Origin of the sequence: Mycobacterium asiaticum, from assembly GCF_001673635.1 — a bacterium.
In the GTDB taxonomy this organism is placed as follows: Bacteria; Actinomycetota; Actinomycetes; order Mycobacteriales; family Mycobacteriaceae; genus Mycobacterium; species Mycobacterium asiaticum_C.
Genome location: NZ_LZMH01000036.1, coordinates 16,443 through 39,970 on the forward strand (window position 1 = coordinate 16,443; position 23,528 = coordinate 39,970).

General features: G+C 66.9%; 21 protein-coding genes and 2 pseudogenes. 11 read left to right on the top strand and 12 right to left on the bottom strand.

Translation table 11 applies throughout. From position 1 onward, the window contains the following. Positions 1 to 130 precede the first annotated feature (130 nt). Complete coding sequence (locus A5645_RS28315; protein WP_081282410.1) at positions 131 to 481, bottom strand: hypothetical protein; 351 nt, start codon at positions 479 to 481, stop codon at positions 131 to 133. A gap of 184 nt (positions 482 to 665) precedes the next feature. Here A5645_RS28315 and rbpA point away from each other — a divergent pair, with 184 nt between their 5' ends. Further along, a complete protein-coding gene (gene rbpA, locus A5645_RS09870; protein ID WP_036359704.1) occupies positions 666 to 1,001 on the top strand; it encodes an RNA polymerase-binding protein RbpA in 336 nt (111 codons plus the stop codon). An 8-nt stretch (positions 1,002 to 1,009) separates the two neighbouring features. On the opposite strand, the pseudogene A5645_RS29430 reads toward rbpA, so the two are convergent. From A5645_RS29430 to A5645_RS09885, 3 genes and pseudogenes are all read right to left on the bottom strand, one after another. Then, positions 1,010 to 1,831: pseudogene (locus A5645_RS29430) on the bottom strand (polyprenol monophosphomannose synthase); the annotation flags it as partial. Positions 1,832 to 1,940: 109 nt separating this feature from the next. Then, positions 1,941 to 3,579: pseudogene (gene lnt, locus A5645_RS29435) on the bottom strand (apolipoprotein N-acyltransferase); the annotation flags it as partial. A 172-nt stretch (positions 3,580 to 3,751) separates the two neighbouring features. Then, positions 3,752 to 5,284, bottom strand: a complete 1,533-nt coding sequence (locus A5645_RS09885; protein ID WP_253866916.1) for an amidohydrolase — start codon at positions 5,282 to 5,284, stop codon at positions 3,752 to 3,754. A gap of 160 nt (positions 5,285 to 5,444) precedes the next feature. Between A5645_RS09885 and A5645_RS29065 the strand changes: the two genes are divergently transcribed. Beyond that, positions 5,445 to 5,579 (top strand): hypothetical protein, encoded by a 135-nt coding sequence (locus A5645_RS29065; RefSeq protein ID WP_301336987.1) that lies wholly within the window; start codon positions 5,445 to 5,447, stop codon positions 5,577 to 5,579. Here A5645_RS29065 and A5645_RS09890 read toward each other — a convergent pair. Continuing rightward, the gene (locus A5645_RS09890) at positions 5,576 to 6,061 is read right to left on the bottom strand and encodes an FxsA family protein (RefSeq protein WP_065129387.1); all 486 of its coding nucleotides are present in this window, start codon (positions 6,059 to 6,061) and stop codon (positions 5,576 to 5,578) included. The two genes, A5645_RS29065 and A5645_RS09890, sit on opposite strands and share 4 nt — an antisense overlap. Positions 6,062 to 6,133: 72 nt before the next feature. On the opposite strand from A5645_RS09890, the gene A5645_RS09895 reads away from it, so the two are divergent. After that, positions 6,134 to 6,826 (top strand): dienelactone hydrolase family protein, encoded by a 693-nt coding sequence (locus tag A5645_RS09895; protein WP_065036318.1) that lies wholly within the window; start codon positions 6,134 to 6,136, stop codon positions 6,824 to 6,826. Between the two features lie 27 nt (positions 6,827 to 6,853). Here A5645_RS09895 and A5645_RS09900 read toward each other — a convergent pair whose 3' ends face one another. Beyond that, positions 6,854 to 7,243, bottom strand: a complete 390-nt coding sequence (locus A5645_RS09900; RefSeq protein WP_065036317.1) for a PPOX class F420-dependent oxidoreductase — start codon at positions 7,241 to 7,243, stop codon at positions 6,854 to 6,856. Positions 7,244 to 7,442: 199 nt separating this feature from the next. Here A5645_RS09900 and A5645_RS09905 point away from each other — a divergent pair, with 199 nt between their 5' ends. The 4 genes from A5645_RS09905 to A5645_RS09920 are packed head-to-tail and all read left to right on the top strand — an operon-like array spanning position 7,443 to position 11,268. After that, complete coding sequence (locus A5645_RS09905; protein WP_172830508.1) at positions 7,443 to 8,660, top strand: DUF1214 domain-containing protein; 1,218 nt, start codon at positions 7,443 to 7,445, stop codon at positions 8,658 to 8,660. Beyond that, on the top strand, positions 8,657 to 9,802 hold the full coding sequence (locus A5645_RS09910; RefSeq protein ID WP_065129388.1) for a sulfotransferase family protein: 1,146 nt from the start codon (positions 8,657 to 8,659) through the stop codon (positions 9,800 to 9,802). Before A5645_RS09905 ends, A5645_RS09910 begins: the two co-directional genes overlap by 4 nt. Then, on the top strand, positions 9,786 to 10,454 hold the full coding sequence (locus A5645_RS09915; RefSeq protein ID WP_065129389.1) for a TetR/AcrR family transcriptional regulator: 669 nt from the start codon (positions 9,786 to 9,788) through the stop codon (positions 10,452 to 10,454). Before A5645_RS09910 ends, A5645_RS09915 begins: the two co-directional genes overlap by 17 nt. Before the next feature lie 10 nt (positions 10,455 to 10,464). Then, on the top strand, positions 10,465 to 11,268 hold the full coding sequence (locus A5645_RS09920; protein ID WP_065129390.1) for an SDR family oxidoreductase: 804 nt from the start codon (positions 10,465 to 10,467) through the stop codon (positions 11,266 to 11,268). Positions 11,269 to 11,354: 86 nt separating this feature from the next. Here A5645_RS09920 and cobN read toward each other — a convergent pair whose 3' ends face one another. Beyond that, on the bottom strand, positions 11,355 to 14,927 hold the full coding sequence (gene cobN, locus A5645_RS09925; RefSeq protein WP_065129391.1) for a cobaltochelatase subunit CobN: 3,573 nt from the start codon (positions 14,925 to 14,927) through the stop codon (positions 11,355 to 11,357). 56 nt (positions 14,928 to 14,983) lie between these two features. On the opposite strand from cobN, the gene A5645_RS09930 reads away from it, so the two are divergent. After that, on the top strand, positions 14,984 to 15,184 hold the full coding sequence (locus tag A5645_RS09930) for a hypothetical protein (RefSeq protein ID WP_065129392.1): 201 nt from the start codon (positions 14,984 to 14,986) through the stop codon (positions 15,182 to 15,184). A 3-nt stretch (positions 15,185 to 15,187) separates the two neighbouring features. Here A5645_RS09930 and A5645_RS09935 read toward each other — a convergent pair whose 3' ends face one another. Beyond that, a complete protein-coding gene (locus tag A5645_RS09935) occupies positions 15,188 to 16,702 on the bottom strand; it encodes a molybdopterin-dependent oxidoreductase (RefSeq protein WP_065129393.1) in 1,515 nt (504 codons plus the stop codon). 144 nt (positions 16,703 to 16,846) lie between these two features. Between A5645_RS09935 and A5645_RS09940 the strand changes: the two genes are divergently transcribed. Then, positions 16,847 to 17,677, top strand: a complete 831-nt coding sequence (locus A5645_RS09940; RefSeq protein WP_065129394.1) for an SDR family oxidoreductase — start codon at positions 16,847 to 16,849, stop codon at positions 17,675 to 17,677. Here the strand turns inward: A5645_RS09940 and A5645_RS09945 are convergent. Then, positions 17,650 to 18,291 carry a TetR/AcrR family transcriptional regulator gene (locus A5645_RS09945; RefSeq protein WP_081288265.1) on the bottom strand — a complete coding sequence of 214 codons (642 nt, stop codon included), beginning with the start codon at positions 18,289 to 18,291 and terminating at the stop codon, positions 17,650 to 17,652. The two genes, A5645_RS09940 and A5645_RS09945, sit on opposite strands and share 28 nt — an antisense overlap. Positions 18,292 to 18,339: 48 nt before the next feature. On the opposite strand from A5645_RS09945, the gene A5645_RS09950 reads away from it, so the two are divergent. Next, positions 18,340 to 19,566 carry an oxygenase MpaB family protein gene (locus A5645_RS09950; protein ID WP_065129395.1) on the top strand — a complete coding sequence of 409 codons (1,227 nt, stop codon included), beginning with the start codon at positions 18,340 to 18,342 and terminating at the stop codon, positions 19,564 to 19,566. Continuing rightward, on the top strand, positions 19,563 to 20,450 hold the full coding sequence (locus A5645_RS09955; protein ID WP_065036309.1) for an oxygenase MpaB family protein: 888 nt from the start codon (positions 19,563 to 19,565) through the stop codon (positions 20,448 to 20,450). The genes A5645_RS09950 and A5645_RS09955 overlap by 4 nt, the downstream gene beginning before the upstream one ends. Positions 20,451 to 20,647: 197 nt before the next feature. On the opposite strand, the gene A5645_RS09960 is transcribed toward A5645_RS09955, so the two are convergent. Genes A5645_RS09960 through A5645_RS09970 form a run of 3 tightly spaced genes read right to left on the bottom strand, consistent with a single transcriptional unit; the run spans position 20,648 to position 23,523 of the window. Then, a complete protein-coding gene (locus A5645_RS09960; RefSeq protein ID WP_065129396.1) occupies positions 20,648 to 21,739 on the bottom strand; it encodes an LLM class flavin-dependent oxidoreductase in 1,092 nt (363 codons plus the stop codon). Positions 21,740 to 21,754: 15 nt separating this feature from the next. Next, positions 21,755 to 22,771: an ABC transporter substrate-binding protein gene (locus A5645_RS09965; protein WP_414467376.1), complete on the bottom strand. Its 1,017-nt coding sequence runs from the start codon at positions 22,769 to 22,771 to the stop codon at positions 21,755 to 21,757. After that, positions 22,768 to 23,523 (bottom strand): ABC transporter ATP-binding protein, encoded by a 756-nt coding sequence (locus A5645_RS09970; RefSeq protein ID WP_065034198.1) that lies wholly within the window; start codon positions 23,521 to 23,523, stop codon positions 22,768 to 22,770. Before A5645_RS09970 ends, A5645_RS09965 begins: the two co-directional genes overlap by 4 nt. Positions 23,524 to 23,528 lie beyond the last annotated feature (5 nt).

The window sequence follows — 23,528 nt, forward strand, 5'->3', positions numbered from 1 at the left end:
ATGGATGCGCGGCGCACTGCGTCCCCTCTGCACTCCCTTGTACACCGGGTCCGCCGTTCATGGCGCGACTGTACCTTTCCTTCTCGATTCCATGTCGTTCCGGCCGTTCGGGAAGTTCGCTTACGAGGGCTCAGACGCCCACACGCCGCCAGCCGTCGGCGGCTCGGGCGGCGCGGAGCAATTCGTTGCAGAGGTCCCGCAATTCGGCGGCGCCGGCACCCTCGTCGAGCGCGGTGGCGACGTCCTCGGCCGCGCATCTGACCTGGTAAACGCGGTCCGACAGGTCGGCCGCCTCGTCGGCGGTCAATACAACGGCGTCGGCGGGCAGGGCCGCGACTTCACCGCGGGTGATCATGGCCCGCTGCTCGTATGCCCGCTGCCGGCAGGACTGGCGGCAGTACTGGCGACGACGGCCCATACCCACGTCGGCGACATCCCGTCCACACCAGCGACACGGCTGGGGCCGAACCCGACGACTCACGCCTGCAGACTTTAGTCGGAACCGGGCCGCGATCCCGGTATCATTGATGATCGCCGATGATCGCGTCGTTCATGCGCAGGAATCATGGAGAACGGGAACTCGGGCAAACGGTCTTATCGTTTGCTTAGGGAGAATCGCACTACGGGAGCACCACGGGCTCACCGCACCCAAAGGAGCAGCACCAATGGCTGATCGTGTCCTACGAGGCAGTCGCCTCGGAGCCGTGAGCTATGAGACCGACCGCAATCACGACCTCGCGCCGCGACAGATCGCGCGCTATCGCACCGAGAACGGCGAGGAGTTCGAAGTTCCGTTCGCCGACGACGCCGAGATCCCCGGCACCTGGCTGTGCCGCAACGGCATGGAAGGCACCCTGATCGAGGGCGACCTGCCCGAGCCGAAGAAGGTCAAGCCGCCACGTACCCACTGGGACATGCTGCTGGAGCGCCGCTCGGTCGAGGAGCTCGAGGAATTGCTCAAGGAGCGTCTCGACCTGATCCGGTCGCGCCGCCGCGGATAGCCACCGGATCAGGTGCGGGCTCGGCTTGACCGGGCCCGGTTGTGTCGGCGCTCGACCCGGCCCTTCCAACCCCACTGGGCGACCTTGACCAGTGCCTCGCGGATGTTCGATCCGCTCATTTTCGACACGCCGATCTCGCGCTCGGTGAAGGTGATCGGGACCTCGACGACGGAGAAGTCGGCGTTGACGCTGCGCCACGTCATCTCGATCTGGAAGCAGTAACCCTTGGAGTCGACGGTGTCCAGGTCGATGGCTTCGAGGACTTCGCGTCGGTAAGCGCGGTAACCGGCCGTGATGTCGTGGACGCCGATGCCCAGCGCCAGGCGTGAATACGTGTTGGCCGTCCAGGACAGCGCCCAGCGCCGCCACGGCCAGTTGCGCACGGCCCCGCCGTGTACGTAGCGGGACCCGATCGCCAGGTCGGCGCCGGCGTCGACGGCCTCCAGCAGGCGGTACAGCTGCTCGGGAGCGTGGCTGCCGTCGGCATCCATCTCGACCAGAACGGCGTAGTCGCGGCTCAGCCCCCAGGCGAAACCTTCCAGGTATGCCGCGCCCAGACCGTTCTTGACCGTGCGGTGCAACACGTGGGTGCAGCCTGAATCGGCGGCCGCCAACTCGTCGGCGAGCTTGCCGGTGCCGTCGGGGCTGCTGTCGTCGACGATCAATATGTGCACGTCAGGGCAGGCCTGCTTGACGCGCTGATGGATCAGCGGCAGGTTCTCCAGCTCGTTGTAGGTGGGGATGATCACCAGGACGCGCTGGCTGGGACCGGCGCCCGACACGTCGGGCGCGCTGTGGCCGGTGGTCATGTAGCTCCTTCGTCTCGCCCGGTTGGAGTTCCGTCGCCTTCGTCGGACGGGGCGTCGTTGGCCGTGGTCACCTGGCTCGCTGACGGCGGTTCGGAGTCACCATAGTTGGGCCGGGACCGCCGGCGGTTTGGACGCGGAAACCTCGCCGGGAACCAACCATTGTGCCGTATTGCGGCCAGAATCAATGCCCCAGCCGCCCCGACCAGGACCCATTGCACGATCGGAGCCCAGCGCGTGGCCGGCGTCAGGCGGGTCTTGAGGCGGACTTGGGTGTCCAGATAATCCGGCACGAAGAACTCCGTGCGCTTGAGTTCGCCGCCGTCCGGAGCGATGACGGCGCTGATTCCGGTGGTGCCGGCCACCAGGACGTAACGGTCGTGCTCGACGGCCCGCACCTTGGCGAACGCCAACTGCTGCTCACTCATCGTTCTGGTGAAGGTGGCGTTGTTGCTCGGCACGGCCAGCAACTGGGCGCCGTTGAGGACGGACTTGCGCGGCGCGCGGTCGAAGACCACCTCCCAGCAGGTCGCCACGCCCAGCGGTACCCCGGCGATGGGCACCACCCCGTCCCCGGGGACGGGCACGAAGTGTCCGGCGCGGTCGGCGTAACCGGACAGATGGCGGAACAGCCAGGGCATCGGCAGATACTCGCCGAACGGTTGCACGATCGCCTTGTCGTGGCGGCCCTCCGGTCCCTTGCCGGGGTTCCAGACGATCATCGTGTTCGTGTATTCGGGCGTCTCTTTCATGCGCCCGGGCACGTCGAGCACCGTGCCGATCAGGATCGGCGCGCCGATCGCGCCGGCCGCTTTGGAGATCTGCTGGCCGGCGTCGATGTTGGTGAACGGGTCGATGTCGGAGGAGTCCTCCGGCCAGATCACGAAGCGGGGCTGCGGGGCGACCCCGGCCTGCACGTCCTCGGCCAGCCGCAGGGTCTGGTTGACGTGGTTGTCGAGCACCGCGCGCCGCTGGGCGTTGAAATCCAGTCCGAGGCGGGGCACGTTGCCCTGCACGATGGCGACGGTGATGGTCGGTTCGCCGCCGGCGCCCACCCCGGCGTGGCGCACCTGGGGCCAGATCACGATCGCGGCCAGCAATACGAGACAGATGCTCAGGCCCGGCAGCATGACCGCCGGCGGCTTGGCTGTGTCGGCTGTGTCGGCTGTGTCGCGCTTGGCTGTGTCGCGCTTGGCTCCCCCGGCGCGCAGCCAGGCAGCGATTTCCAGCGCGATCGCCGTCATGCTGGTGCCGACCAGCACCACCGAGGTGGACAGCAGCGCCACCCCGCCAAGCTGAACCAGCGGCAGCAGGGGGCCTTGGGCCTGCCCGAAGGCCACCGAACCCCAGGGGAATCCGTCGAACGGGAAGATCGATTTCAGCCATTCCTGGGCGCCCCAGAGCACCGCGAACCAAACCGGCCAGCCGGGCAGTCGGCGGACGACGACGGCAAGCAAACCGAAGAGGGCCGGAAAGCAGGCACAGGCGGTCGCCAGCACCAGCCACGGCATCGTGCCCACCAGCGTGCTGATCCAGGGCAGCAGCGGGACGTAGAACGCCAGGCCGAACAGGAATCCGTAGCCCAGCCCGCCGGCCGGCGTGGTGGCGGGGTGCACCAGCACCCAGGTCAGTAACGCGATCGCCACGACGGCGGCCCACCACCAGTTCAGCGAGGGAAAACTGGCGTACATCAGCCAGCCGGCGACCAGGGCGACCGCCAAGCGGACCAGCCGCGGACGCAGCGCCGCAAATATGTCGGGAATGCGTTCCAGCGCCCGCCGGCCCGGGCTCGGCCGTTCCGGCCGTGCTTCTTCTGGCAAATCCTCGGATGCCCCCGACGGCAAATCCTCTAGGGGTTGCTCCGGGACCGGTTCGACGTCGGGAAGACTTGACTGGGCCGGCTCGTCGGGCTCCTGGCGTCTCGGTCCCCGGCTGTGCCGTCCGCTAGCCATAGATGACCGCACCCCGGTGCACGGTCTGGCGGCATCGCGGCAAGGGGTCGTGCGTGTCCAGCCGCGGCAAGGCGGGCACCCTCGATCGCGGGTCCGTCGACCAGCGTTGCACGTCATCGCGGGGTGCGCTGACGTCCAGCACGTCGGCATCCCATACGGAATACGACGCGGGCGCGCCGGGTACCAGGGTGCCGGTGACGCCGTCGCGGACCCCGCTGGCCCGCCAGCCGCCCCGGGTGGCCGCGGCGAACGCCGCCCGCGCCGACACCGCGCTGCCCGGCGTGCGGTGCCGGACCGCAGCGCGGACGCTCCCCCAGGGCCCGAAGCCGGTCACGGGCGCGTCGGAACCGAAGGCGAGGGGCACGCCTTGGGATGCTAACAGCGCGAGCGGGTTGAGCCGGCAACCTCGATCGGGACCGAGCCGCTGCGCATACATGCCGTCACTGCCACCCCACAACGCGTCGAAATTCGGTTGCACGCTTGCGATGACGCCCCACGAGCCCAACTTCGCGGCCTGCTCGGCGCTGACCATCTCGAGGTGCTCGAGTCGATGGCCGCAACGAGCGACAGCGGCCACTCCGAGGTCGGTTACGACCCGTTCGAGGGCGTCGACGACCGCTGACACCGCGGCGTCCCCGATCACATGGAAACCGGCCGTCACCTCGGCCTGGGTGCACGCCCGCAGGTGGGCCTCGATGGTGTCGGGATCGATATGGCGGGTGCCGGTGCATTCCGGTGCGTCGGCGTACGGTTCATGCAGCCAGGCGGTGCGCGAACCCAGCGCCCCGTCGACGAACAGGTCCCCGGCCAAGCCGCTCGCGCCGGTCTCCGCTATCAGCGCGCGAGCCTGCGCTGCCGTGCTGACCGCTTCACCCCAGTACCCGATCACTTCGACGCCGCTATGTAGTGCGCTGATCTGCAACCAGTCGTCCAGGCCGCCGATCTGCGGACCGGCGCATTCGTGCACCGCGACGATGCCGGCCGCGGCCAGCGCCTGCAGCGCCGCGACTCGGGCCTCGGCGAGCTGATCTTTGGTGAGCAGTTCTCGGGCGGTCTGCCGCGCCAGGTGGTGCGCGTCGGCGGTCAGCGGCCGCTGTGGGTCGAATCCTTTGGCGTCGGCAAGTCCGGGGACGAGCCGCCGCAGCGCCGACGACGCCACCGCCGAGTGCACGTCCACCCGGGCGAGGTAGGCGGGCAGATCGCCCAAGGCCGCATCGAGGTCGTCGGTGCGGGGGGCGGTGTCGTCGGACCAGGTCGACTCGTCCCAGCCGTGCCCCCATATCGGTTGTCCCGGGTGGGCGACCGCGTAGTCGGCGAGCAGCCGCAGGAACTGCTGCCGCGAGCCGGCGGGGCGCAGGTCCAGGCCGCTGATCGCCAGGCCGGTGGCGCTGAGATGGATGTGACTGTCGACGAAGCCCGGCGCCACGAATCCGCCGTCGAGATCCTGCACCTCAGCGTCCGGGAACTGGGCGCGGCCCACCTCATCGCTGCCCAGCCACGCGACGACATCGCCGCGCACGGCCATGGCGGTGGCGTCCGGGTGGCTCGGGCTGTGTACCCGGCCGTTGATCAGCAGCCTGGTGGATGTCGGCGTCACACGGGCAAAACTACGCGGGTCCGTCATGCAGTCTTCGAATGCCGGATTGTGGGGTAAATGTTGGCGAGGAGTTGGACGGGAGGCTGCCATGCCCAAAGAATCGAAGACCGCTGACGACGAGCCCAAGGGCGGCCGTCCGGGACCCGTGGACCACGGGCGCGAAGGCGGGATGGCCACCCGGGAGAACGCGCCGGAACTGACCGAACCGGACAACGACGACTAACGGCTGGGACCCGAGGGCAAGCCGGGTGCGTCGACGTCGATCACGTCGATGACCTCGCCGTCGATGTAGTCACGGCCGTCGCTGTCACGGCCGGTCTGCAGATCGGCCGGCAGCGGGATACGGCGCAGGAACCCGCGTACCGCCAGGGCGCTGAACGCGGGGCGAGCGGCGGCGCGCACCGGCGGCACCAGCAGCAGCAAGCCCAGCACGGTGGAGGCAACCCCGGGAACCACGACCAGCCCGGTGGCCAGCGCGGTCAGGGCGCCGTCGCCCAGCGCGCTGTGCGGTTCCTCGGCGCCCGATCGCAGCGCCATCAGCTGGCGACTGAGCTGCAGCCCGCCCATCGGCGCGCCGACCATCAGTCCCAGCACGAATGTGCCCGCCAGCACCAGCACGGTCCAGCCGACACCGATCGTCGCCGCCAGCCCGACCGTGATCATGAGCTCGACGACGGCATAGACAAGAAGCAGCCGTCCTAACATGTGACGCCAACGTGCGCCGGGTACGCGAGAGTTCCTTGGACGGTCGCGTCACGGCTGCAGTTAGATGACGGTATGACGACGATCGAAATCGACACCCCCGCCGGACCGATCGATGCGCTACTGAGCGTTCCGCAGGGTGAAGGTCCGTGGCCGGGTGTCGTGGTGGTGCACGACGCGATCGGGTACGGCCCGGACAACGAGGCCGTTTCCCGGCGCATCGCCGGTGCGGGCTATGTGGCGATCACGCCGAACCTGTATGCGCGCGGCGGGCGGGCCCGCTGCATCACCAGGGTGATTCGCGAGGTGCTCGCCGGCCAGGGGCGGTCCATCGATGACGTGCTGGCCGCCCGGGAGCACCTGTTGGCGCTACCCGAATGCAATGGCCAGGTCGGCATCGCCGGTTTCTGCATGGGCGGTCAGTTCGCACTTGTGCTGTCGCCCAAAGGTTTCGGTGCGTCGGCACCGTTCTACGGCACGCCGCTGCCGCGTCGGCTGGACGAGACGCTGGACGGCGCCTGCCCGATCGTGGCCAGCTTCGGCAAGCGCGACCCGCTGGGGGTGGGTGCGCCGGACAAGCTGCGCCGGGTGACGGCGGCCAAGAACATCCCGACCGACATCAAGACCTACCCGAAAGCGGGACACAGCTTCGCCAACAAGCTGCCTGGGCAGCCGGTGCTGCGGATCACCGGATTCGGCTACGACGAGGCCGCCACCGAGGACGCCTGGCGGCGGGTGTTCGCATTTTTCGGCGAGCACCTGCGCTGAGTTCTTGGGCCTCTTGGGCCACGTTTCTCAGGCCACCCTCAGTTCGAGTCCGACGTTGTTCTCCATACCGCCGCGCAGCTTGCTGAACAGATTGAAAACTTTGCCGATGACGCCGTAGCGCTTGCCGATCGCGTCGTAGACGGCCGCGGTTTGCGACTTGTCCAGGATCGCCGCGGTGCCTTCGACGGCGTCGCTTTTGGGGTTACCGCGCATGTCGCAGATGGCCAGCGTGACCCGCGGCGTGTTGCGAATTCGCTTGACCTTCCAGGACTTCTCCTGGGTGATGACCAGCAGCCGGTCACCGCTCTCCTTGTCTAGGGCGGCCCAGATCGGGACGGGCTTGGGCCGGCCGTCCTTGGTGAAGGTGGTGAGCAGGATGTATTGCGCTTTGGCCAGGTCGGCGAAGGTCGGTGTCACGCTGACAACCTAGCGCGCTTTGGTTGCGCGAGCAGACGCAAAAGCACCCAAAATGGCACATTTTGGGGCGCTTTTGCGTCTGCTCGCCGGGGGCACGGGTGCCCCGCTTTCGAGGTGCGGCACATTCCGTCGTTGACATCCGGCGGCGTTAAGTGAAAACATCGTTTTCACTTAACCTGCGTGCGGATCGAGGAACCGGGTGAGCGACCCACCACAACCGTTGGCCTGGTTGCCGTTTTCCATCACCGAGGCCGCAACCGCGGGCTCCGAGACGCACCTTCCGCCCGCATGGTCACACCTGTTGGACCGGCTGCGCCGGGCCGCGGCAGTGGTGGAGTCCTCCTCGAGCAACCGCAATCGCGCCGATTTTGCCGCCGGCATGCGGCACCTGACGGTGCTGCTGACCGCCGGCATCGATGAGGTCTTGCAATTCGACCCCGATCCAATCCTGTCGGTGCAACGGACCAGTACCGACGACCTCATCACCTGGGGCATGGAATGCCCGGACTGTCTCTACACCCGCGCCGTGCTGCGCGGCGGGCAGCGCTACCGGTTGTTCGGCAATCGCGGTACCGCACGCTATGTCGGTCTGCAGACGATGAACGGGATCGCGGCGACGGCGAACGCGCTCGTTGATGAGCTGGCGGTCGACTCGGCCGGCAACTTCGAGGTGTTCCTGTCCGCCGATGAACAGCCAGGCAACTGGCTGCGCGTCGAGGGCGACAACCCCACGCTGGCTGTCCGGCACTTCTTCTACGACTGGGACACTGAAGTGCCGTCGTCGTTGCGGATCGAACGGCTCGGCGGGCCGACGGCGGCGACGGGTGATCGCGTCGACGCCGGTGACGCATTGGCGCGGCAGCTGGTCGCCCTCGGCGACTTCGTCCACGACAACCTCGCGTTCTTTCTCCAATTCGGCGCCGCCCCACCCACCAACGGGTTCCTGCCGCCGATCGACCGCACCGACATGGGCGCCGCCGCGGAAAACAGGCCGGTCATCGGCCGGTGGGAGCTGGAATCTGACGAGGCGCTGATCGTCGAAGTTGAACCACCCGAAGGCATTTACTGGAGCTTTTCCATCGGTAACCCGTGGTGGGAGACCATCCACTACGGCCGCCACCAGTCCAGCCTCAACGCCCATCAGGCCGTCGTCGATTCCGACGGACGCGTGCGCGTGGTCCTGTGCTCGCAGGACCCGGGGGTGGCCAATTGGCTCGACACGGCCGGGCACAGCAATGGCCCCATCATTCTGCGCTGCGTGCGGACCGCGACCGCACCGGTGCCGACGACGCGCGTGGTTCCCGCCACGAATGTGCTGTCGGATTTGCCATCAGACACAACGAGAATTACGGCGGCAGAGCGAGCTGCGGTGCTCGCCGCGCGCCGGCGTGCGGTGCACGAAAGGTTCCGACGATGACTTTCAGTGCTGACGAATTGGAAGTGGGTGCCTGTGCGGCAACGGGTCTCGAGGATTTCGGATCAAGTTATTACCGGGATGGGCTCGAGCGCATAGTCGACGCGCTGAACACCGAGGCGGATCTCAACGAGCTCGGCCGGGTCATCCAGCACGCCACCATCAGCAACGCACTGATCCAGCGACTCAAGGTCGAGGACACCTATGCCCGGCACCCCGAGATCGACGATCAGGTGGTGGAGGGACCGGTTTTCGTCATCGGCCTCCCCCGCACCGGCACCACCGCGTTGAGCCAACTGGTGGCCGCCGATCCACAGTTCCGATCGTTGCGCATGTGGGAATCACAAGCACCTACCCCACCGCCCGAATCCGCGACCCAACATGATGATCCGCGCATCGCGCAGGCCGAGGCGGGACTGAAGATGCTCGACGACATGTTCCCGAAGATGAAGACGCTGTACAACTCCGAGGCGACCGCACCAACGGAGTGCCAGGATCTGATGGGCATGAGCTTCCGGACGTTCCACTTCGACGGCGCCGTGCGTGCGCCGAGATACCTGGCATGGTTGATGGACTGTGACATGCGGGAGACCTACACGTACCACCGGCGAGTCCTCAAGTTGTTGCAGTGGCGTTGTCCACCGAATATGTGGCACCTCAAAACGCCCGTACACATGTTCGCTCTCGACGCGCTCGTCGAAGCGTACCCGAACGCTAAATTCCTTTGGAGTCATCGTGATCCGGCCAAGGTGATGGCCTCGGTGTGCAGCCTCATTCACTACGTGCGCAGCTGGAGCAGCGACCGCGACGACGCCGCCGAGTTGGGTGCCGAGCAGGTCGACAGTTGGGTCGAGGCGGTTCGGCGGGCAATGGATTTCCGCGACCGGGTGGGTGATGAGCGATTCGCCGACGTGTCCTTCGCCGCATTGCAATCCGACCCCGTCGAGACGCTGCGCGCCAGCTACCAGTCACTGGGATTGACATTCAGCGAGGCGAGCCGGCGCGCCGTCGACCAGTGGGCGCAGGATCATCGGCCGGGAGCCCGTGGTGCACATGACTATTCGTTGAGCGATTACGGCTTGATCGCTGAAGGTGTGCGCGAGCGGTTCGCCAACTACCTGGCCAGCTATGACGCAACTGCGTGAAGAAGGCACCGCGGCCCGGACCCGGCGGCGCGATAAGCTCGGGCCGGACCCCGCGATTCGCCGCCGAATACTGACGGCCGCCTCGGCGACTCTGCGCACGGAGGGCGTGAGCGGACTCAGCATCGCGGCGGTTCTGGACCGAGCAGGTTTGAGCACCCGCGCGTTCTACCGGCATTTCGACTCCAAGGACGCCCTGGTAGCCGAGATATTTCTAGATGCCGCGCGCATCGAAACGCGCCGGCTGCGTCGCCGCATGGCCTCTGCTGCAACCGAAATAGACGCTGTGGCGGCATGGGTCGACGCACGACTAGACCTTGCGTTCGACCCCCACGTGAGGTCGGATCTGCGGCGACTCTCACAAGAGGCGCAATCGCAGACCTTCGTGTCGCCCAACTCGATTCAGCCGGCGTTTCTGGAGATGCTCAAACCACTCGCCGACGCGCTGCAAGGCGGTGTCCAGAGCGGGGCGTTTCACGACGTCGATCCGGTAATCGGTGCCCGCTTCATTCACGGCGTCGTGTGGACGGGCATTGACCGGCAATGGGCTGATGGCGACTGCGATCGCGCCGAAGTCCGCGCCCACATATTGCGGTTCTGCCTGGGTGGCCTGGGCGTTGCGGCCGAATTGATCGACGGCATCTGTTCGGGTTGAAGGAGTAGTTGTGGACTTGGGGTTGGCCGGCGCGACCGCCGTCGTCACCGGTGGCAGCAAGGGGATGGGTCTGGCCATCGCCGAGGCTCTGGCGGCCGAGGGCGCCAGGGTGGCCGTCATGGCGCGGGGCCAGGACGCGCTCGATGCCGCGGCGGCGGTGCTGACCGCGGCCGGCGCTCCGGAAGCCATCGGGATCAAAGTGCATATGGGCGAGGCGGATTCGATCGCTTCGGGCTTCGCTGAGGTGTCGCATCGCTGGGGCCATCTCAATTGCCTGATCCATACCATCGGACCGGCCGACGGCTACTTCGAGCAGATGGACGACGCGGAGTGGGATGCCGCGTTCGCTTTGGGCACCATGTCGGCCGTGCGATCGATTCGAGCGGCGTTGCCATTGCTGCGCGCCGCAAAGTGGGCTCGCATTGTGACCCTGGGTGCGCATTCCATCCAGCGCCAGAACCCACGCATCGTCGCCTACACCGCAGCCAAGGCGGCCCTGGCCAGCGTGACCAAGAATTTGTCCAAAAGTCTTGCCGGCGACGGCATCCTGGTGAATTGCGTGTGTCCCGGGACCATCGTGACAGCCAGCTTCACCGAGAACCTCAAGGACATCCTGGCCGCCGACGGACTGGATGCGACTGATCCCCGTGATGTGATGACCTGGATTGACCGGCATTTTCATCAGCCCTGCGACCTCGGGCGGGCTGGCCTGCCGGAAGAGGTTGCGTCGATCACTGCCTACCTTGCATCCCGGCTCAACGGCTACGTGACTGGCGCGACGGTGAACGTGGATGGTGGCTCAGATTTCATCTGAGTCCACCTTTGGTTGCGCGAGCAGACGCAAAAGCACCCAAAATGGCACATTTTGGGGCGCTTTTGCGTCTGCTCGCCGGGAGGGCGTTAGCCCTCCAGGTCGCCCTCGGTCTCCAAAAGCGCCTGGCGCAGCCCATCGAGTGTGTCGGGTTGCGGTTCGGCCCACATGCCGCGACCGGCCGCCTCTAGCAGTCGCTCCGCCATGCCGTGCAACGCCCACGGGTTGGACTCGGTCATGAACTTGCGGTTCTCCGGGTCCAGCACGTATCGCTCGGTCAGTTGCTCATACATCCAGTCGGCCATCACGCCTGCGGTGGCGTCGTACCCGAACAGGTAGTCCACCGTCGCGGCCATTTCGAACGCGCCCTTGTACCCGTGCCGGCGCATGGCCGCCATCCAGCGGGGATTGACCACCCGGGCCCGGAACACCCGGGTGGTCTCCTCGGACAGCGTGCGGGTGCGGATGGCGTCCGGCCTGGTGTTGTCGCCGATGTAGGCCGCGGGCGCCTGACCGGTCAGCGCCCGCACGGTGGCCACCATTCCGCCGTGGTACTGGAAATAGTCGTCGGAGTCGGCGATGTCGTGCTCGCGGGTGTCGGTGTTCTTGGCGGCCACCGCGATGCGCCGGTATTGCCGGTTCATGTCATCGACCGCCTCGCGCCCGTCCAGGCCTCGGCCGTAGGCGAAACCGCCCCACGCGGTGTACACCTGCGCCAGGTCGGCGTCGTCACGCCAGTTGCGGCTGTCGATCAACTGCAGCAGGCCCGCGCCGTAGGTGCCCGGCTTGGATCCGAAAATCCTTGTCGTGGAACGCCTTGCATCACCGTGCTGGGCCAGGTCGGCGCGCGAGTGTGCCCGCACGTAGTTGTCCTCGTCCGGTTCGTCGAGTTCGGCGACCAGGCGTACGGCGTCGTCGAGCATGGTCACCACGTGCGGGAAGGCGTCGCGGAAGAATCCCGAGATGCGCACGGTCACATCGATGCGCGGCCGGCCCAACTCCTCGAGCGGGATGGCCGTCAGGTCGACGACCCGGCGGGACGCGTCGTCCCAGACCGGCCGTACGCCCAGCAGCGCCAGCACCTCGGCGATGTCGTCGCCCGCAGTGCGCATCGCCGACGTGCCCCACACAGACAGGCCCACCGACTGCGGCCACTGCCCGTGGTCATCGCGATAGCGGTCCAGCAGTGAATCCGCCAGTGCCACACCGGCTTCCCACGCCAGCCGGGACGGCACCGCCTTGGGGTCCACGGAGTAGAAGTTGCGTCCGGTGGGCAGCACGTTGATCAGGCCGCGCAGCGGCGAGCCGGACGGTCCGGCCGGGATGAACCGTCCGTCCAATGCCCGCAGCACCTGCTCGATCTCCGCGGAGGTCCCGGCCAGCCGGGGCACCACCTCGGTGGCCGCAAAACGCAACACGGCGGCGACGTCGGCGTTGTCGGTGAGCCGGTCGGCCGCGGCGGCATCCCAGCCGGCTTCCTGCAAGCCGGCGATCAGCTTGCGGGCCGCGGCCTCGGCCTGGTCGACCGAGGTGCGTTCGTCGGTGCCGTCCTCGGACAGGCCCAGCGCCTGGCGCAGACCGGGCAGCGCCTGCTGGCCGGCGAACAGCTGACGGGCCCGCAGGATGGCCAGCACCAGGTCGAGTTCGACTTCACCCGTAGGCTTTTGGCCGAGGATGTGCAGGCCGTCGCGGATCTGCACATCCTTGATCTCACACAGCCAGCCGTCGACATGCAGCAGCATGTCGTCGAAGGTGTCCTCTTCGGGCCGCTCGGTCAGCCCTAGGTCGTGGTCCATTTTGGCGGCGCGGATCAACGTCCAGATCTGTTGCCGGATGGCGGGCAACTTGCCGGGGTCCAGCGCGGCGACGTTGGCGTGCTCGTCGAGCAGCTGTTCCAAACGCGCTATGTCGCCATAGGTTTCGGCGCGCGCCATCGGCGGGATGAGGTGGTCGACCAACACGGCGTGGGCCCGCCGCTTGGCCTGCGTGCCCTCGCCGGGGTCGTTGACCAGGAACGGGTAGATCAGCGGCAAGTTGCCCAGCGCGGCATCAGAGGCGCAGGCCGCCGACATGCCTAACGTCTTGCCCGGCAGCCATTCCAGGTTGCCGTGCTTGCCCAGATGTACGATCGCGTGCGACCCGAAGCCGGTGTCCAGCCAGTGGTACGCGGCCAGGTAGTGGTGGCTGGGCGGTAGGTCGGGGTCGTGGTAGATCGCCACCGGGTTCTCGCCGAAACCGCGCGGCGGCTGCACCATCAACACCAGGTTGCCGGATTGTATTGCCGCGATGACGATCTCGCCGTCCGGATGGTGACTGCGGTCGACGAACAGGTCGCCTGGGGGCGGACCCCAGTGCTTGATCACCGCGTTGGACAGCTCCGCCGGCAGGGTGGCGAACCACTCGCGGTACTCCTGCGCCGAGACCCGGATGGGGTTGCCTGCGAGTTGGCTTTCAGTGAGCCAGTCGGGGTCCTGGCCGCCGCGTTCAATCAGGGCATGCACCAGCGCGTCACCGTCGCCCGCCTCGACGCCGGGTAGATCGCCGATCTGGTAGCCGTGCTCGCCCATGGCGCGCAGCAGGGCCACCGCGCTGGCCGGGGTGTCCAGGCCGACGGCGTTGCCGATGCGGGCGTGTTTGGTCGGGTAAGCCGAGAACACCAGTGCCACCCGCTTCTCGGCGGCAGGGATGTGACGCAGCTGCGCGTGCCGGACCGCCAGACCCGCGACACGGGCGCAGCGCTCCGGGTCCGCGACGTAGGAGATGAGTCCGTCGTCGTCAATCTCCTTGAACGAGAACGGGACTGTGATGATGCGGCCGTCGAACTCGGGCACCGCGACCTGGGTGGCCACATCCAGCGGGGACAGACCGTCGTCGTTGTCTTGCCACTGCTCACGCGGGCTGGTCAGGCACAGGCCCTGCAAGATCGGAATATCCAGGGCGGCAAGGTGTTCGACGTTCCAGCTGTCATCATCACCACCCGCGCCTGCCGCAGCGGGTTTGGCTCCGCCGGCGGCCAGCACGGTCACCACCATGGCGTCGGCAGTTGTGAGCGTCTTCAACAACTCGGGCTCGGCGGTGCGCAGCGAGGCGCAGTAGACGGGCAGCGGCTGGCCGCCGGTGGCTTCGATCGCCTGGCACAGGGCCTCGACATAGGCGGTGTTGCCGGCGAGCTGCTGGGCGCGGTAGTAGAGCACCGCAATGGTGGGCCCGGTATTGCGGGTGGCAGGCCGGTCCAGGACACCCCAGGTCGGGGTCTGCACCGGCGGAGTGAAGCCGAATCCGGTCATCAGCACGGTGTCCGACAGGAACGCATGCAGTTGGGTCAGGTTGTCAACGCCGCCGTGGGCCAGGTAGATGTGCGTCTGCACCGCGATGCCGGCGGCTACGGTCGAAAGCCCGGTCAGCTCGGCGTCGGGCGCCTGCTCGCCGCTGACCAACACCGCGGGCAACCCGCTGGCCAGCACCGCGTCGATGCCGTCCTCCCAGGCGCGGTATCCCCCTAGGATGCGCACCACCACGATCGAGGCCTCGGCGAGGAGTTCGGGAAGCTCGACATCGGACAGCCGCGCCGGGTTGGCCCACCGGAAGTTCTTGCCGCTGGAACGGGCGCTGATCAGGTCCGTGTCGGACGTCGACAGCAGCAGGATCGTTGGGTCGGCCACCCCTCATTCGTACCGCAGCGGCGTCGGAGCACCGAATCGGCACGTATGGTCGGCATATGGGCAGAGGATTCGTCGTCACCTTCGCGGTCGGGCTGATCGTCGCGTTGTTCGGTGTGATCTGGGCGCTGCAGGGCTTCGGCGTGCTGGGCGGCAGCCCGATGAGCAACACCACCACCTGGTCGGTGATCGGGCCGATCACGGCGCTCATCGGGATAGCGGTCGCGGTGTTCAGTTGGCGGAAGCTGTCGTCGAAATAGGTTTCACGCCGGCACCACGGTGAAGTTCACCGTGTGCCAGCCGGTGGCGCCGTCCGGAACGGGACTCGCCCGTTGTTCGGTCTGAACGCCCCCGGTGTTGTCGATGGCCCGCACGGTAATGCTCTGTCTCCCGGGTTCTTTCGCTTGCCACGGGAAGCTCCACAGTCGCCATGTCTGGTTGGAGTAACTTGCGCCCAGTTCGGTCGGCTGCCAATCGCCGTCGCCGATGCGGACTTCCACCGCCCGCACGCCGCGATTCTGCGCCCAGGCGACACCGCCGAACACGACCGGCCCCACCGGTACCTGCTGGCCGCCTCGGGGCACGTCGATGCGCGACTGCGTCTTGATGGGCGCCTGCGCCGCCCAGCCCTGCCGCGTCCAGTAGGCCTTGGCCTTGTCGAAACGGGTGAGCTCCAGGTCGACGACCCACTTGGTGGCGGACACGTAGCCATAGAGTCCCGGCACCACCATGCGGGCCGGGTAGCCGTGTTCGACCGGCAGCGGTTGACCGTTGAGGCCGACCGCCAGCAGCGCCTCGCGGCCGTCCGTGAGCGCCTGCACGGGCGTACCGGCGGTGAATCCGTCGATCGAGGTGGAGAGCACCATGTCGGCGTCCGGGTGCACGCCGGCCGGCGCCAGCAGATCCGCCAATCGGTAGCCCGTCCAGATTCCGGTCGAAATAAGATCTCCCCCAACGGGATTAGACACGCAGGTCAGGGTGGTCACCGACTCGACGATGTCGAAGCGGGCGAGGTCGTCGAGCGTGTAAGTGGTCTCGCGATCCACCATCCCGTGGATACGCAACCGCCAGTCGCCGCGGCTGAGCTGGGGCACGCTCAGCGCGGTGTCGATGCGGTAGAAGTCAGCGCTTGGAGTGATGAAGCTGGGTAGCGCAACGCCTTTCGGCTGCACCTCGGGAGGTATCGGGCCCACCCTCGAGCGTGGGGTCGGTACGGCGAACGTCTTGCGATCCGATTCCACCGAATGCGCCAGTCGGGTGGCGATGGCCCCCACTACCCCACTGACCACGCCGAATCCGAGCAACCCGTACAGGACCATTTTGCGCCGGCCGGGGTCCGCTAGCTCGTTGCCTGCCGCCTCGCGCTCCGGGTGTGGCCAGAACCGCCGGATGAGGATGCGCAGGACCGCTATGCCGGAGGCGACGCCGAGGATGGTGGGGATGGTGTCGAGCGCGGTGCCACCGGGTCGCGACAGCACGGCAGCGCAGCCGAGGACGCCGGCGGCGGCGATCACGGCACTACCGACCGGGCGGCGGGGCGTTTCGAGGGTTCCGGCGATCGCCGCGATCGCCGCGATCACCACGAGCACGACGACGGCCAGGAAGGGCTTGTCCAGCGGGCCGAGTGTTTGGATCGCCCATTCCTTGACCGGGCCGGGCGTCAGGTCGACGACCGCCGAACCGACGGCGGTGCGGGCATCAGCCCGCCCACCGATGGGGATGCTGGCCAGTTGAGCGACACCGAGCGCGACGGAGGCAGCTGCGACCCCGGCAATCATCCGTTCATTCGACGAGGCCGCCTGCACCGGACTGACTCTACTCGCGGCACTCGTCGCCGTCGTAAATGTTCTGGGGGCCATACGGTTCGATGCAATAGTTGCTGTCCCATCGACCGCAGACTCGCAAAGTAATACCGTGGAGCGATGACATCCCAATCCGTCGCCGGAAAAGTTGTTGCCGTGACCGGTGGCGCCCGCGGCATTGGTCTGGCGATCGCCACGGCGCTGCACGCTGCGGGGGCCAAGGTGGCCATCGGAGATATCGACGAAGCCACCGCCAAGCAGGAGGGTGAGCGGCTGGGACTGGCCGTCTCCCGCCGCCTGGACGTCACCGACCGCGCTTCGTTCAGCGAATTCCTCGACGCGGTGGAGAATGAGCTGGGCCCGCTGGATGTCCTGGTCAACAATGCCGGGGTGATCGCGGTGGGTAGCGCCGTCGAGGAGGATGACGCTGTCACCCGACGCTTGTTCGACGTCAACGTGCACGGAGTCATCCTCGGCACCAAATTGGCGACGAAACGGATGCTGCCCCGTCACAGCGGCCACGTCGTCAATATCGGCTCGTTGGGCAGCGTGGTACCCACCGAAGGCATCGCAACCTATTGCGCCACAAAGCACGCCGTGCTCGGATACACCGATGCGGTGCGCATGGAGAACCACGGCAGCGGAGTGAATTTCACGGTGATCATGCCGACGCTGACCAACACCGAGATGGTCGCCGGGGTCGGCCACGCCAAGGGCTTCAAGAATGCTGAGCCAAGCGACGTCGCGCGGGCCGTCGTCAACGTCATCGCCAGACCCGAACCGCGAGTAGCGATTCCGCGTTCACTCGGCGCTACCGTGTGGGCACAGCGCTTGATGCCCCAAGCCGTGGCCGAGGCACTCGGGCGCGCTCTGGGTACCGGGCGGATATTCACCAGCGACCTGGAACGTGAAAAGCGTCAGGCTTACGCGCGACGCACCGGGACGTCGTGAATGCGTAGATAGTTCAGCGCCAAAGTCGTGATCTCGTAGAGGAATTCGTCGCGGTCGATATCGGGACGGTCCAGGATGTAGCGGACGGTGAGGTGCTCGACCATCCGCACCAGCATCCACGCCGCGGTATCGAAGCGGACATCGGAGCGCACCTGGTCGCGGTTCATCACCAGATAGGCCATGGTCAGCTCGCCGATCCGCTGCTCGAAGGCCGCGAGTTTGCTGCCGGCGCCCAGTCGCGGGGTCCGTTCGATCACCGCCCGCAGAAATTCGGGATGTACATCGAGCGCGTCGAGCAGCGCTGCGACGGAGTTACGGACATGTTCGGGCGCGGGCCGGTCCAACGACTGCGTGAGCGTGGAGGCCACCCGTGCCGCCAGCGCGTCGCTGTAGCGGTCGATGACCGCGGCGACGATGGCCTCCTTGTTCGGGAAGTACTGGTAAAGCGAACCCGGGCTGACACCGGCCGCGGCCGCGATTCGGTTGGTGGATGCACCGTCGTACCCGTGGCCGATCAACACCTCCTGCGCCGCGTCCAGGATTCGTTCGACCAGCGCACGCGACCGCTCCTGGCTGGGCGTTCGGCGGGCAGCGCCCTTGTTGGCCCTGGCCATCAAAACGCGAATTGAACGTGAATTAGAGCTCGTGTCAGCATGGGAGCCATGGTGGCAGACCTGGACGTACCGCTCAAGGCGGATGCCCGATATCCGCGCCGCTTTCTCGGTGCCCAGGCGCGCAACCGCCGGCTGGGCCGCCCGCTGCAGGTTCTGACCCGCACCTCACGGCCCGACAGTGAAGTTCTGGAGCGGATCGGCCAGCGCCTGATGCAACGCGACGAGCCGGGCGCTGCTCTGGTGCGGGCGATGCGGGCCGGCGAGGTGTCCATGGGCCAGTTCAACGCTGCCCTGGACTCCGGTGTCGACGCGGTGCCTGACTGTCCGGCGGCGCTGCGCGAGTTCTTCGCCGTCGTCGAGCGCACCCCTGAGTGGGTGGACTTCGACTTGATCAACCGGGGCGCAGCGGCCTACCGGCGATTCGGCACGAACGCCGCCGATGTCATGCTGCAGTTGGCCTTGATTGGCGGATATCGGTTCGGCGGGCCTACCGACCTGCTCGTAGAGACCGGCGGGCTGACCGGACGCACCACGGTGCGTCGGTTGGCAGAAACTCAGCACTGGGCCGTCGCGATATCGGAACACGATGGCATGCGCCGCGATAAGCCGGGCTTCAAGCTCACCGTGCACGTGCGGCTGATGCATGCGCTGGTGAATCAGCGGTTCGAGACCAACGGGCGATGGGATGTCGAGCAGTGGGGTCTGCCGATCAACCAGTCCGACCAGGCCGCGACGCTGGGGCTGTTCAACGGCGCACTGCTGCTTGGTGTCCGGCTGCTCGGGGTACGGGTCAGCCGTCAGGATTCCCTGGCGATCATGCATCTGTGGAAGTACGTCGGTTGGCTCATGGGGGTAGATGAGGACTGGCTTTGCGACACCGAAAGCCAGCAGCACCGCCTCAATTACCATCTGCTGCTTACCCAGTCCGACGTCAGTCTGGCTGGCCCGCCGTTAGCCAACGCCATCGTCGACGCGCAGCGCGGCCTGTACTTTCCCACCCTGCCCCGGGTGCGGGGTGCCGTCGCGCGCGCCCGTCTGCTCAGCATGCTGCGTTATTTCCTGCGCAAGGACGGCATGCGCGATCTGGAACTGCCGCGCTCGCTTCCCGTCGCGGTGCTGCCGGTCCTGGCCGCCAATCTCGTTCGGTATCAACTGCTTACCCGAACCCGCTGGGGGACGGCTTACGTGCAGCGCTGGGGTGAGCGCGCCCGGCAGCGCGTGCTGAACCGGTATTTCGGCGACCAATCCCACGACGTGGGCAAGTTGGCGCTATGAGCACCCGTGTCGATTTGGGTCCGCGGTCACTGCTGTGGCGCTGGGCGGGCGACCTGCGCATCGCCTTCGAAGGCGGTACGGCGGGCTTGATGCAGACGATGCATCCCGCGATCGGCCAGGGTCTGATCGACCACTCGAACTTCTTCGACGATCCTGTCGACCGCGTATTCCGTTCCCTGCCCGGCATTCTCGGCACCATTTACGATGGGCCCGACGCGGACGACACCGGGATCAAGGTCCGCGACTTTCACCGTGACATCAAGGGTGAGCTGCCCGACGGGCAGCGCTACCATGCCCTCAATCCCGAGACATACTGGTGGGCGCACGCCACCTTTCAGGTGATGGTGCACCGGCTCGCCGAACACTGGGACACCCATCGGCTGACCAATCGCGAACGCGAACAGCTTTACCTCGAGGGCTGCGAATGGTATCGGCGGTACGGAGTTTCGGAGTCGGTTCTGCCGCCGACGCTTTGCGAATTCAACCGGGAGTACGACCGCTACTGCACTGAAGTGCTGCAGCCCAATGCGGCGTCGGACTATCTGATCAAATTTATCAAGAGGCCGGCGATCCCCGATATGAGCGCGTCACCGGATTATCCGAGCCATCCCCTACTGCGTCCGCTCATGGACGCGTTGCTGCCGACATTACCGGTCCGTGCGGCTCTGGCACCGCCGATGCGCCTGGTGATCTTCGGTGGTCTGCCCCCAATTGTGCGGGAGCGTTTCGACATTCGTTGGACGCGGGTCGATGAGACCCGCTACCGGGCCGTGCGCAGCGCGATCAGGAGCGGTTGGCGCACGGTGCCCGCATCGCTGAAGTGGCATAAGGCGGCCCGCAAGGGGTGGTTGCGGGAGCTGGGCAGTGTCCCACGCCGGGTCTGAGGGTGCCTGTGCTCACCGCGCGTACACCCGGCGCCGCGAACCTCGCACACCCGCCGCGCACCCGCACACCCGATGCGCCCACTCCACACCCGCCGATCGTGGGCCTTGTGGCGGCCTCAAGCGCGATTTCTCTACCTGAGGCCAGCGCTCGACCGCGGCGCGCGGCACGCGCCCGCAAGCAGCACCCATAGAGCCCGCTACGCGACGCCCTTCTGGCGCAAGAGCGGCAGCACCCCCTCGGCGAACCAGTAGGCCTCTTCCAGATGCGGATAACCCGACAGGATGAACTCGTCGAAGCCCAGCGAGTGGTACTCCACGATCAGGTTGGCGACCTCTTCGTGGCTGCCCACCAACGCCGTTCCCGCGCCCCCGCGAACCAACCCCACCCCCGCCCAGAGGTTGGGGTAGATCTCCAACTGGTCGAGGCGCCCGCCATGCAACGCGGTCATCCGGCGCTGCCCCTCGGACTGCGAGCGCGCATGAATTTCGGTGGCACTGGCGATCTGCTCGGCAGTGAGTTCGTTGACGAGCTCGTCGGCCACCGCCCAGGCGGCCTCCGATGTCGCACGGCTGATGGTGTGCAGCCGGATTCCGAACCGCATGCTGCGGCCGCGGGCTTCGGCCAGCCCCCTTACTTTGGCGATCTTGTCCGCCGCCACCTGCGGTGGTTCTCCCCAGGTCAGATAGACGTCGACGAATTCAGCGGCGATGTCCAGCGCCGGCGGTGAAGAACCACCAAAGTAGATCTGCGGCAAAGGATCCGGCGGCGCCGATACGCGCGCGTCCTCAAGCCGGTAGTACTTGCCGTCAAAGTCGACGGCTTCCTGCCGCCAGATCGAGTTAACGATCTGCAGGAATTCGCCGGTGCGGTCATAGCGTTCGTCGTGGCTCAGCCAGTCGCCGAAGCGGCGCTGCTCGGAGTCATCGCCGCCGCTGACGACGTTGAGCAGAACCCGTCCTTCGGAGAACCGCTGCAGAGTGGCGGTCTGCTGCGCCGCGAGCGTCGGCGGCACCAGGCCGGGGCGGAACGCCACCAGGAATTTCAACCGCTCGGTCTCGGCGAGCAGCGCGGCCGCCGTCAACCACGCGTCCTCACACCAGGTGCCCGTCGGTGTCAACACCCCTTCGAAGCCCAGCCGGTCTGCGGCCCGGGCGATTTCGGCCAGGTACCGTCGGCTGGGCTTGCGATGGCCCGCCGAGATCGCGTGATGCGACGACGTGTGGGATCCCCCGACAATCGACCGGCTATCACCGGTAGTCGGGAGGAACCAGAAGAATTTTGCCGGCATGGCTCCCCCTTCGTGTTAGCTGATCAGGTTCGGGCGCAGCGCGTCGTTGAAGCGCCTGTCCACCCAGTTGACGAATTTGGGTGACGATTGGATCTGTTGTGAGGCCGCGAACAAATCGGCAAGCCGCTGTTCTGAATTGATCACATCGTCGCCGAGCTCGGTAGGCAGTCGCAGGCTCCGATTCGCCGCAACCGCCGCGGTTTCTGGATCCAATCCGACTGCGGTGGCGTAATACTGACCCCACTCCTGGGGATGCCCCTTCGCCCAATGAGCGGCTCGTGCGAAACGCACCAGGAGGTCAGACAGTGCGGTGTTGCGTTTGGGGTCGGCAAGTGCCTGATCCGACGCCACGCCCACATAGTCGCCGTTGGTGACCCCGGTGGCTTCGGCGATGCTGCGCACCGGGATCTGCCGCTCGGCCTGCGCCGTGAAGGGGTCCCATATCGCCCACGCATCGGCCTGATGCTGCTTGAATGCCGACAACGCGTCCGCGGGTTGCAAGAACACCAGCTTGATGTCGGACGGTTTCAGCCCGACCTTGTCGAGCTGTGCCAGCAGGTTGGCATGCGAGGAACTGCCTTTGCCGACCGCGACGGCCTTGCCGCGCAGGTCAGCAACCGAGGTGATCGGTGAATCAGCATGCACTAGAATGCGATTGCCCGGCCCACCACCGGCATACGCGGACACCACCTTGATCTTTGCGTTGCTGGCCGCCCCGAAGATCGGCGGCGTATTGCCCATGATCGCGAAGTCGATCTTGCCCGCCGTGGCCGCTTCGACCTGAGGCGGGCCCGAGGTGAATGTGGAGAAAGCGACGCGGTATGGCAGGTTCTCGAGTTGCCCTGCCGCGCGCAGCAGCGCCTCGGTCCCGCCCTTCTGGTCGCCGATTTGCAACGTGAGACCGGCCAGCTCGGCCAGCGGAACTGCGGCGGGTGCGGCTTGTGGTCCCGAAGTCCCGGCCCGCGCGACACATCCGGCCGTTGCGAGAGCCACGACCGCAAATAGCGCAAAGATAGTTCGGCGCACGCTCAATGCCGCACCCCGAGCCGATCGAGCAGTTCGGCGCGGTACCGCTCGGTGTGTGCGCCCACGTCGCCGGCCGAGCGACGTGGCTCGTGGATCGTCAGTGTGTGCACGATCCGTCCGTCGTCGCAGACCAGTACGCGATCGGCCAGGGCGACCGCCTCATCGACGTCGTGAGTTACCAGCAACACACCGAACCCGTGCTGTCGCCACAGATCCAACAACAGATCGCGCATCGTCAACCGGGTCAAAGCGTCCAGCGCCCCGAACGGTTCATCGAGCAGCAGCAACTGCGGCTCGGCCACCAACGCCCGGGCAAGTGAAACCCGTTGTGCCTGACCGCCTGACAGCGTCAGCGGCCAGGCGCCGGCACGGTCGGCCAGACCGACGTCGGCCAGCGCCCGGTCCGCGCGCTCCCGGATCTGAGTCTTGGGCAACCGACTGCGGGTCAGGCCGTAGCCGACATTGGTGCGCACGTCGCGCCACGGGAACAGGCGTGGCTCCTGAAAGGCCAACGCCGGCGCACCGGCCACCACGCGCTCGCCGCTGTGGTCGTCGGACAAGCCGGCAAGCACCCGCAGCAGCGTCGACTTGCCCGAGCCGCTGCGCCCCACCAGCGCGACGATCTCGCCGGTGCGCACCTGCAACGAAACCTCGACCAGCACATGGCGTTGGCCGTACCACTTGTCGACGTTACGGAGTTCTCCGGCGATCGCCACGCGGGCACCCTGACCGGTGGTGGGTTCTGCTGTGATGGTCACCTATG